Source organism: Sporosarcina newyorkensis (assembly GCF_900167515.1).
GTDB lineage: Bacteria > Bacillota > Bacilli > Bacillales_A > Planococcaceae > Sporosarcina > Sporosarcina newyorkensis.
In genome coordinates this window covers 141,970-155,250 of the sequence record NZ_FUYJ01000008.1, presented here as the reverse complement: position 1 = coordinate 155,250, position 13,281 = coordinate 141,970, and the positions used below count along the sequence as shown (strand labels likewise).

The following is a 13,281-nucleotide window of genomic DNA, read 5'->3' as shown; positions in this document are numbered from 1 at the left end:
ACTTTTCAACTATCTAATTAGATGGTATGATAAATTGTACGATTGCAGAATGAGGAGGAACGATGTATGACAACATTTTCGAAAGATGACGTCAAATATTTTGCGGATTTTGTCCGTATTGGTCTATCCGAAGAAGACAAAGAGAATTTCTCTGCGCAAATTGCAGATTTGATTGAGAGTGTCAGCAACTTAAAAGAAGTAGATGTGACAGGTGTCGAGCCAATGACGCACCCAGTTCCTATGATCAACATATTGCGTGAAGATCAGCCAAAAGATATCTTGGACCGTGAAAAGATGCTTGCAAGTGCAGAAGACCAGGAAGATGGTCTGATTAAAGTACCAGATATCCTATAAAACGGATTTGCTGTATACAAGAACATTCATGGCACAATGATAGTAGGAGGAAAAGTGATGACGTTAACAAGTAAAACAGCCGCAGAACTTCAAGCGCTTTTACAAAAAGGTGAAGTCACGGTTACAGAACTAACGAATGAAACATTAAAAACGATCGAAAAGACAGAAGAGCAGATCCACGCATTCATTCATGTAGCGAAAGAAGAAGCAACAGCACGTGCGGAACAACTTGATCAGGCGCCTGCTGATGCACGCGGCCCGCTTTTTGGTGTTCCGGTCGGTATTAAAGATAATATTGTTACAAAAGATATGACGACAACGTGCGCAAGTAAAATGCTGGAAGATTTTGTGCCGGTGTATAATGCAACAGTAATGGATAAATTAGAAGCTGCTGGAGCTATCAATGTAGGGAAGTTGAACATGGACGAGTTTGCAATGGGCTCTACAACAGAAACTTCTTTCTTTGGTAACACCTTGAACCCTTGGAATACGGACTATGTACCAGGCGGCTCTTCAGGCGGTTCAGCAGCGGCAGTTGCGGCAGGAGAAGTACCACTTTCACTAGGTTCGGATACAGGCGGTTCAGTGCGCCAGCCGGCCGCTTTTTGTGGAGTAGTTGGAATGAAGCCGACATACGGTCGAATTTCCCGTTTTGGTTTGACAGCTTTCGGTTCTTCACTTGATTCAGTCGGTACGTTCTCACGTACGGTTGAAGACAATGCGTTGTTGCTGGGCGTAATCGCTGGAGAAGATGACAATGACAGTTCTTCTTCTGCAAAGCAAGTACCTGATTATAAAGCCGCTTTGACAGGAGATATAAAAGGACTGAAAGTGGCGGTTCCATCTGCTTATTTAGGTGAAGGTGTGGATGCTGAAGTCGCAGCTACTGTCAAAGAAGCGTTAAAAGTATTGGAATCATTAGGGGCGGTTTGCGAAGAAGTGGAATTACCGCATGTCCAGTACGCACCAACTACGTATTATGTGATTTCTTCATCTGAGGCACAATCCAACCTCTCCCGCTTTGACGGTTTGCGTTATGGCTATCACACTGAGAACGCAGAAAACTTGGAGCAAGCGTACTTCCGCACGCGCCAAGAAGGTTTTGGTGATGAAGTGAAAAAGCGTATATTGTTTGGTACATACGCGATGAGTGCTGACCACCATGAAGATTTATATGTACGCGCACAAAGAATCCGCACATTGATCGCACAGGATTTCGATAAGGTATTTGAAAACTACGATGTAGTCATCGGGCCAACTGCTGCAACGACTGCCTTCAAACTTGGCGAAACAGGAGGCGATCAGCTGGTACATTATGCAAATGATGTATTAGCGGTTCCTGCCAACTTGACAGGACGTCCAGCACTTTCCGTACCATGTGGTTTCGTAAATGAACTGCCGGTCGGATTGCAGATCATGGGCAAGCACTTTGATGAGGAAACTCTTTATAATGTAGGACATGCTTATGAGCAAGCAACAGATTTCCACAAGCGCACTCCAGCGATTCGGGAGGGGAACTAATCATGAACTTCGAAACAATTGTCGGACTTGAGATTCACGTAGAATTAAAAACAGATACGAAAATTATGTCTCCTGCACCTGCTCATTTTGGAGCGGAGCCGAATAAAAATATCCATGTGACAGACATCGCGTATCCTGGTGTCCTGCCTACATTGAATAAAAAAGCAGTTGAATTCGGTATGAAAGCGTCTATGGCACTGAACTGTGACATCGCGCCGATTATGAACTTTGACCGCAAGCATTACTTCTATCCGGATAATCCAAAAGCCTATCAAATTTCTCAGGACAAGCGTCCTGTAGGGTCAAACGGCTGGATTGAGATCGAAGTAGAAGGCAAGAAGAAGAAAATCCGTATTGAACGTGTGCATTTAGAGGAAGATGCGGGGAAATTGACTCACACGGAAAACGGCTATTCATTGGTCGATTTAAACCGTCAAGGCACACCATTAATTGAAATCGTAACAGAGGCGGATGTTCGTTCTCCAGAAGAAGCTTATGCATTCTTAGAGAAACTAAAAGCCATCATCCAATATACGGGAGTATCTGACGTACGTATGGAGGAAGGCTCGCTTCGTTGTGATGCGAATATTTCATTGCGTCCATTCGGCCAAGAAGAATTCGGCACGAAAACGGAATTGAAGAACTTGAATTCCTTCAACTTTATCCGTCGCGGTATTGCAAATGAAGTTGCGCGTCAAGAAAAAGTATTGCTATCTGGCGGTACGATTCAGCAAGAAACACGCCGCTACGATGAAGCGACAGGCGAAACTGTTCTTATGCGGATTAAAGGCAGTGCCAACGATTATCGTTTCATCAATGATCCGGACTTGCCTGAAGTGCATATCGAACAAGAATGGATGGATCGTGTACGTGCGGAAATCCCTGAATTGCCGGATGCCCGTAAAGCACGCTATGTTTCAGAATTGGATCTTCCAGAATACGACGCACATGTTTTGACATTGACGAAGGAAATGTCCGATTTCTTTGATGCAACTGTGAAAGCTGGAGCTGATCCGAAATTAGCATCCAACTGGTTGATGGGCGATGTTTCTGCTTATTTGAATGCAGAATCAAAAGAATTGCATGACACGCCATTGACGCCTGAAAATTTAGCGCAACTTGTGAAGTTGATTACGGACGGAACGATTTCATCTAAGATCGCTAAGAAAGTATTTACTGATCTTGCGAAAAAAGGCGGAAACCCTGCAGATATCGTGAAGGAAAAAGGTCTTGTTCAAATTTCCGATGAAGGTACATTGCGTACGATCATCACGGAAATCCTAGATGCGAATGAGCAATCCATCGAAGACTTCAAAAACGGTAAAGATCGCGCAGTTGGTTTCTTAGTCGGTCAAGTGATGAAAGCGACAAAAGGACAAGCGAACCCACCGCTTGTTAATAAGCTATTGATGGAAGAAATAAAAAAACGATAATACAGTAAGCTGATCAAGTGAATCGAAAACGTTCCAGGAGAGACAAAGAGAGTCCGACCTGGGCGTTTTTTGACTTAATGATATGCATCAAACAGGAGGGGATTGTCATGAAAACAGAACAGCAATATTTTGAGGAAGCCGTATCACTTCAAGAGTATATGGAGCAAATGGAAACACATAAAGACAATAGTTTTTTGATCTATAATGAGTTTGAAGTGCCACAGGATGATGAATTTATTGAAATACTGAAAGAAAAACAACCCCATATTTTAGTCATCACTGAAGATTGGTGCGGCGACGCCATGCTGAATAATCCAATTTTACGAAGGGTTGCAGAAGCTGCTATGCTCGATGTCCGTGCTGTACTGCGGGATGAAAATTTAGATTTGATTGACCGTTATTTGACGAATGGTGGACGTTCAATCCCAGTGTATTTATTATTGGATTCAGACGGTGAAGTATTGTCCAAGTGGGGGCCGCGAGCACCGATACTTCAAGAGTATGTGATGAAGGGCCGTGCTCAATTGCCGAACAAAGATGCAGCTGACTTTGAAGAGAAGCAAAAGGCGTTTTATTCGCAGTTGATGTCAGAATATACAGCGAAGCCGACAAACTGGCTAGCGGTCTATGATGATATCCGCTCTACATGGTTGCCTGTTTTACAACAAACGAATTAAGTAGAAATATCAATTCATACGATGATGGTAAAGGTCTGAATTTTATCTGTATTTTCAGACATGAAAGGATCGAGGGGAAAGTGTATGAAACGTGCACGTATCATTTATAATCCGACTGCAGGAAGAGAAGCCTTCCGTAAGCATTTGGCAGAAGTCCTCGAAAAACTGGAGAAAGCCGGTTATGAAACTTCCGCCCATGCAACGACTTGTGAAGGCGATGCGACGGAAGCGGCGAAAGAAGCAGTCCGTAGAGGCTTTGATATCGTGATTGCGGCAGGTGGTGATGGCACGCTCAACGAAGTGGTAGAGGGAGTAGGACATTTTGAAAAACGTCCGAAAATTGGATTGATCCCAATGGGAACGACCAATGACTTTGCTAGGGCTTTACGTATTCCGAGAGATATTGATCAAGCTGTCGATATTATCTGTGATGGGGATACGACTCCAGTGGATGTTGGACTTATGAATGACCGTTATTTTATTAATATTGCCGGCGGGGGTCGTATGACGGAACTGACCTATGAAGTGCCGAGTCGACTGAAGACAGTGCTAGGGCAACTCGCCTATTATTTAAAAGGAATCGAAATGTTGCCGTCCATTCACTCGAGTCATTTGCGGATAGAGTATGATGGGCAAGTATTTGATGATGAAGCTATGATGTTTTTGATCGGGTTAACAAATTCTGTTGGCGGATTTGAAAAGTTGGCTCCTGATTCTAGCATAAATGATGGATATTTTACATTGCTCATTTTGAAAAAATGTAACATAGCGGAATTTATTCGAGTGGTGACGCTTGCTTCGAGAGGAGAACATTTGGATGACCCACTCGTGATCCAAGCGAAAGCAAAGAAAGTTGTCGTTACTTCGAAAAATGAAGTGCTTTTGAATTTGGATGGAGAGTATGGTGGAGTGTTACCGGCTACCTTTGAGAACTTATACCGTCACATCGAGATGTTTGTACCGCTGCAGAGATTGCGTCCACAAGATAAAGTACAAGAAATCGAATAAAAAAGCAAAAGACTATTCCAATTATCGACGTAAGTTCGGATGGAATAGTCTTTTATTGCATAAGATTAAGTTGTCGTGAACTATGCACTAAGCAAAGTATCAGGTCAATATCAGATGTATTCAATTGCTTCTCCTTGTTTAGCAGCTAGTTTTGGAACCGCATTCAATGGCAACCAACGATAGCTGAATAATAGACCTGCGTCTTTACCTTCACCTTCAACACGATATTCCCATTCGTTTTTGTCTTCTCCTAAATAAGAAAAATGGAAAATAGTACGTTGATAAATGACGTTTTTGTCTTCGGGGAAAAATTTCGAAGCTTTCACTTTCCCTTCCAATACAAGTTCATCTCGAAGGATACCGGATTCTTCTTCAATTTCTCGATATAATGCATCCAATAAAAGTTCGTTCCGTTCAATCGTGCCACCTGGAACTTGCAGACCTGCCTCCGGCTGATCCTTCTGCTCATATACTAGCAGTTTCCGGTGTCTTCCTTCCCCTTTTGTAATATAAGCTAATACTTTTCTCTTGACTTTTTTCAATATATTTCACCTCTCTATAGTTAATCCATTATACTGTAAATTTTAACTATTGACAAGTAAAATGTATTAATCAATCAGTATACAACAACTTCGTGAACTGTAGGAGAAAAATTTCGTCTAAATTTCAACAAATAGGTTAAGAAGAGTGGCTTTGCGGGAAAGACTATAGAAGGACTGTGCGAGGAAGTGATAATTCATGTATAAAAAACAGGAAAGACGGCTAATGTGGTTAGCATTTGGCGTAGCCGGTATTATGCTGATATCAATTATTGGAAGGTTATTTTCGTAAATTCTGGAGGTGAGTTTTTTGGATTCGGTTTTTTATTCAAGGGTGTTAACGGAACTAACGCTTTCATTCCATATTATCTATGCAACGATTGGCGTTGGGGTGCCGCTCATGATCATGTTGGCTCAATGGGTTGGTATTAAGAAAAACGATGAACATTATATTTTACTTGCAAGACGTTGGGCTCGCGGCTTTGTCATTACTGTAGCTGTTGGTGTCGTAACGGGGACGGCAATCGGTTTACAGCTGTCGCTTCTATGGCCGAATTTTATGGAGCTTGCAGGGAATGTTATTGCATTGCCATTATTCATGGAGACATTCGCTTTCTTTTTTGAAGCAATTTTTCTCGGTATTTATTTATACACATGGGATCGATTCGAAAATCAGAAGAAGCATTTCCTGTTGCTCATTCCAGTTGCACTTGGGGCATCATTCTCGGCTGTATTCATTACAATAGTGAATGCGTTCATGAATGCGCCGCAAGGTTTTAACTTGGTAAATAATGAGCTCATTAATGTGAATCCACTTGTAGCAATGTTTAACCCGGCGATGCCGACGAAAGTGGCACACGTAGTTGGAACGGCTTATATGACTTCTGCTTTTTTATTGGCTGCGATCGCTGCATTTCGTCTGTTACGTGGGTCGAACCATATTTATCACAAGAAAGCATTGTATCTGACGTTGAAAGTTGGTTTCATATTCAGTGTAAGTGCAGCACTTGTCGGCGACTTGTCAGGAAAGTATTTAGCAGAATATCAGCCGGAAAAGTTGGCGGCTGCAGAATGGCATTTTGAAACAGAAGAAAATGCGCCATTGATGCTGTATGGTGTGCTGGACGATGGTGAAGTCAAATATGCCATTAAAATCCCATACGCCTTGTCAATCTTGGCACACGGCTCTCCGACAGCTGAAGTCATTGGGTTGGATCAATTCCCTGAAGAAGACACACCGCCGCTTTACATCCATTATCTATTCGATATTATGGTGACGATTGGCATGACACTGCTCGCATTATCCGCTATTTTCTGGATCGGTATGTGGAGAAAATGGTCATTCGTTGAGTCGCGGTTATTCCGATGGCTTATTGTCATAAGTGGTCCACTGGTTTTCATTTCACTCGAAGCAGGATGGTGGTTAGCTGAAGTCGGACGCCAGCCATGGATTTTGCGCAATATCATGCGCACATCTGAAGGTGCCACAAGCAGTGGGCAAGTACCTACGATGTTAGTACTCTTCGCACTTCTTTACTTAGTACTCGGCATCGGCAGCGTTGTCGTGCTCCGCCGTATGTTCATCCGGAACCCTGTAGAGCAGGAAATCGCTGACCGGCAGCAAGTGAAGGGCGGTGATATTCAATGAATATCGAGATTCTTGGAATCACAGTATTGTGGGTGTTCTTATTCGGTTATATTATGATCGGCGCGATCGACTTTGGAGCAGGATTTTTCAATGCCTATAGTGTATTAACCGGTAAGCAACGGATTTTGACGAATGTCATCCAGCGCTATCTGTCACCTGTATGGGAAGTCACCAATGTATTTCTCGTGTTCTTCTTCGTTGGAATCATCGGCTTCTTCCCGAAAACTGCATTCTATTATGGAACGACCTTGCTCGTTCCGGTGAGTTTCGGGATTATCCTGCTGGCTATACGGGGTTCATATTATGCTTTTGAAACTTACGGTGCCCGTGGTCATAAGGGATACTCCTTTGCCTACGGTGCAGCGGGTCTATTGTTGCCTGCATCGTTATCCATCGTACTGACCATTTCCGAGGGTGGATTTGTTGAATTAGTAGACGGACAGCCGGTGCTTGATTACTGGAAGTTGTTCACCAGTCCGCTTACTTGGTCGATCGTCGTCTTGAGTATTGCAGCTACCCTATATATTTCGGCGGCATTCTTGACGTGGTATGCCAATAAAGCAGGTGACCGGGAGGCAACGGATTTATTAAGGAAGTATGCGCTCATTTGGGCGTTGCCGACGATCATCACGGCAGGAGGCATCATTTTCGAACTGCGGAAACACAATCCGCTTCATTACGAAAATATCCAGCGCTTCTGGCCGATGTTCCTGCTGTCGTTCTTGCTGTTTCTCGGTACAGTATTCCTTATTTGGAAACGTCGTCAATATGGAGCGGCATTCGGAATGCTTGCAGGTCAGTTCGTCTTCGCCTTCTTCGGATACGGGGCGTCCCATTATCCATATTTGCTTTACCCCTATTTGACCATTTACGATAGTTTTACGAATCATGCAATGGCGATTGCATTAATCATTGCTTTCGTATTTGGCCTGTTGCTGCTCATCCCATCACTCTACTTGCTGTTGCGGATGTTCTTATTCAATAAAGATTATGTTAAAGGCAAGGAAGATCATCATGCGTAAGGAGGCATTCGAATGAATGAGTTTTTGATATTCTACGCTCCATTTCTAGTCGTCATAGCAGGCATTGTACTCTCGTTCTTTGTCGTCTTGAAAGATGATGCTGTAACGAGAAGTGAATATAAAGAAAGTGAAAAAACAGACGTGTGATTTTCGTCTGTTTTTTCATTTGCCCCGCATGGTACACTAGGAGTATCTGAAAGATGGAGGAAAAAACATGAGCTTTGCAGTCAATAAAAACGATCAATTACAAGTGAAAATAGAGGATTTAACACATGACGGAGCAGGGGTAGCGAAAGTAGATGGCTATCCACTGTTTATTCCAGGTGCTTTACCAGGTGAGACGGTCAAAGTCCATGTGCTGAAGACATTAAAGAAGTATGGATTTGCTAAAATGCTGGATGTCATTGAACCATCTTCGGAGCGGATTGTAGCGCCGTGCCACGTATTCCCGACATGTGGGGGGTGTCAGTTGCAGCATCTCTCTTATGAAGCGCAGCTTACCCAAAAAAGAAAGTCTGTCCGTGATGTCATGGATCGTATCGCGAAACTTCCGGATGTTCCTGTGCATGCAGTCAAAGGCATGGAGGATCCATGGCGTTACCGCAATAAATCGCAGATTCCATTTGACACGGAAGATGGACGTGTCATTGCAGGTTTCTATAAAACACGCACACATCAAATCGTTGATACCGATGTCTGTATAATTCAAACGACAGAAGCGGATGAATTGATGGCGATGCTAAAGCGTAAGATTCAGCAGCTTGGAATCGAGACGTATGACGAACGAACACATAAAGGCATGTTGCGGCATTTGATTGTCCGGAAGGCACGGCAAACAGATCAAGTGATGGTCGTTCTCGTGACACGTCATAAAAAGTTCCCGCAGAAGCAAGAAGTTGTTGAATTGATCCAGCAAGAAATCCCGAATGTCACATCGGTCATGCAAAATATCAACACAGCAAATACGAATGTCATTATGGGCAATGAAACGATCAACCTATATGGTGCCGACGTCATTATCGATCGGATTGGAGATATCGAGTTCGAGATTTCAGCGCGTTCATTTTACCAAGTGAACCCTGTCCAGACAGAAGTGCTGTATCAGCAAGCACTGGACTATGCAGGCCTTACTGGAGATGAAACAGTGATCGATGCGTATTGCGGAATCGGCACGATTTCATTGTTTTTGGCTAAACAAGCGAAAGAAGTATATGGCGTCGAAATTGTTCCACAAGCGATTCAAGATGCGAAGCGTAACGCGGAATTGAATGGCATCACGAATACGCATTTTGAGGCAGGCGCGGCGGAAGACGTGATTCCGAAATGGTATGCGGAAGGCAAACTTTTTGACGTTCTGGTCGTTGATCCGCCGCGTAAAGGCTGCGATGAGAAACTGTTGGAAACGATTTTGAAGTACAAGCCGGGGAAAGTTGTGTATGTGTCTTGTAATCCAGGGACGCTCGCTCGGGATTTACGGATTTTGGAAGATGGCGGGTATCGGACGAAGGAAGTGCAACCGGTGGATATGTTTCCGCATAGTAGTCATGTGGAGTGTGTGGCTTTACTAGACTTAAGTAAATAAAAAGCAGCGGTGTCCGAGAATCTGTAATGGATTCTCGGATTTCCGTCTGCTTTTACTTAGGTTTTTTCTATGAAATGGTTAAAGTAAGTACTATGTGGGGGAACATTCCTAGCTGTTTGAATTAACGCAAATATACAACCAGACTGGATAGTTCTATGCACAAGTATCTTGAAATTTATTAAAGGTTCCAGCAAGATTTTGAATGCTGTAAACCCTTTAGGGAATTTCATAGAAAAATAAATTTCTTGAATTATTTAGAAGCATTCACTGATTTAAATGACGGCATGAACAAGATAACTAGCGATGCGAGAATTGCTACAACCCCAAACAAATAAAAATTAATTTCATATCCTGCATTCATGCCCATAAGAATCCCGACCAATAATGGACCAGCAATCGCGCCGAATCGGCCAATTGCCGAGGCAATGCCTAAGGCACTAGCTCTATTTTGATCATTATATTGCCTCATCACATAACTTGCGAGTACGAATGTCGTTCCAGTAGTTCCGAAACCTGCTATGGCGATAAGTATATACAGCACCACTGTATTGAATTTAATACTAAGTAGAAGAATGCTTATTGCGGCCAAAAAATAAATAAAGCTAATGACTTTTTTCGGTTGTAGTCGATCAGCGACTCTTCCGGCAATAATTCCACCCACGACTGCAGATAAGTTGAAAACCAGTAAAAATAGTAAGCTAGAATTCATGGGATAGCCAGCTTCTTTCATAATTTGTGGCAGCCATGTATTCATACCGTAAATAAGCAAAAATGCACCAATATAGACGATGCTAAACAAAATCGTGGAAACTAAGTACCTTTTGGAAAAAATAGACGCTGACTCGTTGGCAGTTCCTTCGGATTGTTCTTCTTTCACGAACTCATCAGGTAACCGGTATTTTTCAATAAGGCGTTTTGCTTTCACTTGCTGATTGTTTGCCTGCAAAAATTTAATAGATTCCGGTAAATATTTTATAAAGAATGGGATGAATAAAATTGGTGTTGCACCTAACCAAAAGAGTGATCTCCAACCAAAATTTTCAATGAAAAACACACCAGAAAGTGCAGCGGCTACTCCACCGACAGCAAAACCAGAATACATAATAACAAAGAAGAATGAGCGGTACTTTGCCGGAGAGTATTCTGTCGTTAACGCAGAGGCGGATGGGACAATTCCGCCAATGCCTAATCCCGCCAAGAAACGATATATTGCGAATAATTCGGGTGTGGGAGCTAAAGCGGTCAGTACCATCATGATGGACATGAGCGCGATAGAAGCGATGATGATAGTTTTTCTTCCTATTTTATCACAAAGGATGCCCCCGATCGAAGAACCTAAAAACATGCCAAGCAATGCATAGCTTCCCATTGCGCCCGCTTGTGTTGCCGTTAGTCCCCACCCACTTGGGTCCATCAAAACTGGTAATACAACGCCGTATACAACTAAATCGTAACCTTCGACAAAAATTGTAAACCAGCAAATTATTGTTACTAAAATCGTTACTTTACTAATCGATTTAATCCCGCCCTTATTTGCCTGTGATTTTTCCTTTTCAAGAATTTCGAAATTCTCCTCTACATGTGCCTTCATTCTATACATCTCCCCCAATTTTACTTAATATTTGAATTTGTCTTTTTGAATAATGTCCATTTAAAGCTTGCTTTACAGTTCTATGCAGAAAGTCCAATATATTAGGCATTAGGGCATTGTTCGGGTAATCATTTACCTTTCCCCCTGCAATTCCTGGTAACTGATTGAACCAAAAATGTCCTTTGTCTTCCACTTTAGTTATTTCAACTTCAATGTTCACTTCTTTCAAAGCTTCATAAAATAATAAGGATTGGGTTGGATTTACAATTGTATCTTTTTCACCCCAAATTAAGTAAAAGCTTGTATCAAAAGTTGGCACTGCCATTGCATCTTGAATATGAGCAATTGGAGATGCGGCATAAAAAGCGCTTTCATTACCATCGAAAGGTAGTCCTAATAGACGTTCGTTCATATTCACATCCCGAACAATAATTGGATTTTTACATTCATAAGCTAAATCATAAAGTCCGTAGACCCCGATTACAGAACAAACTCGATAACTAAACGAGTGATTGCTTAAGGCAAATAACGACGATAAATAGGCACCGGCTGAATCACCGATCAACCCAATTTTATTAATATCCAATTCTTTTTTATTGGCGTTTAAAACAAGCCAATTCATCGCTTGCTTCAGATCTTCAATTACTGCTGGAAAAGACGCGTAGTTGGGCGTGGCTAGTCGATAGTTGATGGCCATTACAAAATAGCCCTCTTGCGCAAACTTTTCCCCCCACTCTTTATACATTTCTTTTGAACCTGCCTGGAATGCCCCTCCATGAATAAGTACTAAAATTGGCAAAGGCTCATTGAACTTCAAAGGCATGTATAAATCTGCTGTTAAATATTCTTCTTCAGTTTCACCATAGACTACATTTTTTTCGACAGTAAACAAGTCGTATCATCCTCTCCATAACCATTTATTAAATTGAAAACAAAAAACCATAGCCGTATAGACCGCTCACGAGGAGCCGTCGATAACAGCTATGGTTTGCCTTTTTTTAAGACCACCCATTGCTATGAATGATATGGGACACACAGGGGAACTGTGCGCTATTATACTATCAATTTTAATTATATATAATTTTCTGTACATTGCAAATGAATTTTATATTTTTTTGAAAATAGCCCTATCTAATAATAAGACTGCAACTGCAGAATCATCATCCAAACTCCAAGACTCATAGCTTTCAACAATTTTGCAGCCAAGAAATTGTTCGAATTCCGTATTACGACGCTCTTTTACTAATTCCATAAATGATCTTCTAGCATCCAAAACCATTTTTCGTCCCTCAGTATTAACCATTAATGTTTTTTCACGCTTTGTTAAAATACCTCTAAGAATATAGACGATCGTATCTCCCATCAACCGGACTTCGGTTTGCTTCGGACCTTTTCCGCCAACGCTTTTCAAGAAACTATTAATCAAATTTAAAAGTTCTAATTCGAATTGCTCAATGTCCATTGTTTTTTCGGTCAAGTTTCAATCCCTCACAGTGTTAGAAGTTTTTAAAACTGCTATACCAATTCTGCCTTGTTATAATTCAAAACGCTTTACGTCAGTCGAAGTATTTAGTATGACCCGCCATACGTGGAAAGTTCTGCCGTTTATAATTGCGCAAAGAATCTCCTTCCATCATCCTTAACTCATCAGAACTTTTACTTTCTATTCATTCACCATAAACTAAAACAAGAATTTTCTCAATACGGAAATTTTACTATATGAAAGTTTCGCAGTATAAAAAACATTCTAAAAAAGAAACGAAATAAGAACCAAATGCAAGTGAGTATTCGTTACATATGTTTGATTTAAGAAGGCGTATTAGTTTGAAATTTTTACTTCTGACAACTGGATTGAATCTTTTTTATGCATTATCTATCATTATTTCAACCGAGTTAATCCATTTAT

Annotated in this window: 13 protein-coding genes; 9 read left to right on the top strand and 4 right to left on the bottom strand. The window is 41.7% G+C overall.

Annotated elements, in window-relative coordinates:
- The first annotated feature begins 66 nt into the window (after positions 1-66).
- The 5 genes from gatC to B5D59_RS14755 all read left to right on the top strand — a co-directional run bounded on the left by gatC (position 67) and on the right by B5D59_RS14755 (position 4,993).
- Positions 67-354 carry an Asp-tRNA(Asn)/Glu-tRNA(Gln) amidotransferase subunit GatC gene (gene gatC / locus B5D59_RS14775; RefSeq protein WP_078818473.1) on the top strand — a complete coding sequence of 96 codons (288 nt, stop codon included), beginning with the start codon at positions 67-69 and terminating at the stop codon, positions 352-354.
- A 57-nt stretch (positions 355-411) separates the two neighbouring features.
- Complete coding sequence (gatA, locus tag B5D59_RS14770; RefSeq protein WP_078818472.1) at positions 412-1,875, top strand: Asp-tRNA(Asn)/Glu-tRNA(Gln) amidotransferase subunit GatA; 1,464 nt, start codon at positions 412-414, stop codon at positions 1,873-1,875.
- Between the two features lie 2 nt (positions 1,876-1,877).
- Positions 1,878-3,308: an Asp-tRNA(Asn)/Glu-tRNA(Gln) amidotransferase subunit GatB gene (gene gatB / locus B5D59_RS14765; protein WP_009498617.1), complete on the top strand. Its 1,431-nt coding sequence runs from the start codon at positions 1,878-1,880 to the stop codon at positions 3,306-3,308.
- A 107-nt stretch (positions 3,309-3,415) separates the two neighbouring features.
- Positions 3,416-3,985 (top strand): thioredoxin family protein, encoded by a 570-nt coding sequence (locus B5D59_RS14760; RefSeq protein ID WP_040759836.1) that lies wholly within the window; start codon positions 3,416-3,418, stop codon positions 3,983-3,985.
- 84 nt (positions 3,986-4,069) lie between these two features.
- On the top strand, positions 4,070-4,993 hold the full coding sequence (locus B5D59_RS14755) for a diacylglycerol kinase (RefSeq protein ID WP_040759834.1): 924 nt from the start codon (positions 4,070-4,072) through the stop codon (positions 4,991-4,993).
- 110 nt (positions 4,994-5,103) lie between these two features.
- Here B5D59_RS14755 and B5D59_RS14750 read toward each other — a convergent pair whose 3' ends face one another.
- Complete coding sequence (locus B5D59_RS14750) at positions 5,104-5,535, bottom strand: NUDIX hydrolase (RefSeq protein WP_009498614.1); 432 nt, start codon at positions 5,533-5,535, stop codon at positions 5,104-5,106.
- Positions 5,536-5,842: 307 nt separating this feature from the next.
- Here B5D59_RS14750 and B5D59_RS14745 point away from each other — a divergent pair, with 307 nt between their 5' ends.
- From B5D59_RS14745 to rlmD, 4 genes are all read left to right on the top strand, one after another.
- Positions 5,843-7,180, top strand: a complete 1,338-nt coding sequence (locus B5D59_RS14745) for a cytochrome ubiquinol oxidase subunit I (protein ID WP_246602924.1) — start codon at positions 5,843-5,845, stop codon at positions 7,178-7,180.
- Positions 7,177-8,202 (top strand): cytochrome d ubiquinol oxidase subunit II, encoded by a 1,026-nt coding sequence (locus B5D59_RS14740; RefSeq protein ID WP_009498612.1) that lies wholly within the window; start codon positions 7,177-7,179, stop codon positions 8,200-8,202. The genes B5D59_RS14745 and B5D59_RS14740 overlap by 4 nt, the downstream gene beginning before the upstream one ends.
- Before the next feature lie 12 nt (positions 8,203-8,214).
- Positions 8,215-8,349 (top strand): cytochrome bd oxidase small subunit CydS family protein, encoded by a 135-nt coding sequence (gene cydS / locus B5D59_RS18620; RefSeq protein WP_009498611.1) that lies wholly within the window; start codon positions 8,215-8,217, stop codon positions 8,347-8,349.
- Positions 8,350-8,416: 67 nt separating this feature from the next.
- Complete coding sequence (gene rlmD, locus B5D59_RS14735) at positions 8,417-9,784, top strand: 23S rRNA (uracil(1939)-C(5))-methyltransferase RlmD (RefSeq protein ID WP_078818470.1); 1,368 nt, start codon at positions 8,417-8,419, stop codon at positions 9,782-9,784.
- 250 nt (positions 9,785-10,034) lie between these two features.
- On the opposite strand, the gene B5D59_RS14730 is transcribed toward rlmD, so the two are convergent.
- The 3 genes from B5D59_RS14730 to B5D59_RS14720 form a co-directional block, all read right to left on the bottom strand.
- Positions 10,035-11,375, bottom strand: coding sequence for an MFS transporter (locus tag B5D59_RS14730; protein WP_245799538.1), 1,341 nt, complete (start codon positions 11,373-11,375; stop codon positions 10,035-10,037).
- Position 11,376: 1 nt separating this feature from the next.
- Positions 11,377-12,267, bottom strand: a complete 891-nt coding sequence (locus tag B5D59_RS14725) for an alpha/beta hydrolase (RefSeq protein ID WP_078818468.1) — start codon at positions 12,265-12,267, stop codon at positions 11,377-11,379.
- A gap of 213 nt (positions 12,268-12,480) precedes the next feature.
- The gene (locus B5D59_RS14720) at positions 12,481-12,852 is read right to left on the bottom strand and encodes a Na-translocating system protein MpsC family protein (protein ID WP_245799537.1); all 372 of its coding nucleotides are present in this window, start codon (positions 12,850-12,852) and stop codon (positions 12,481-12,483) included.
- Between the last annotated feature and the right edge of the window lie 429 nt (positions 12,853-13,281).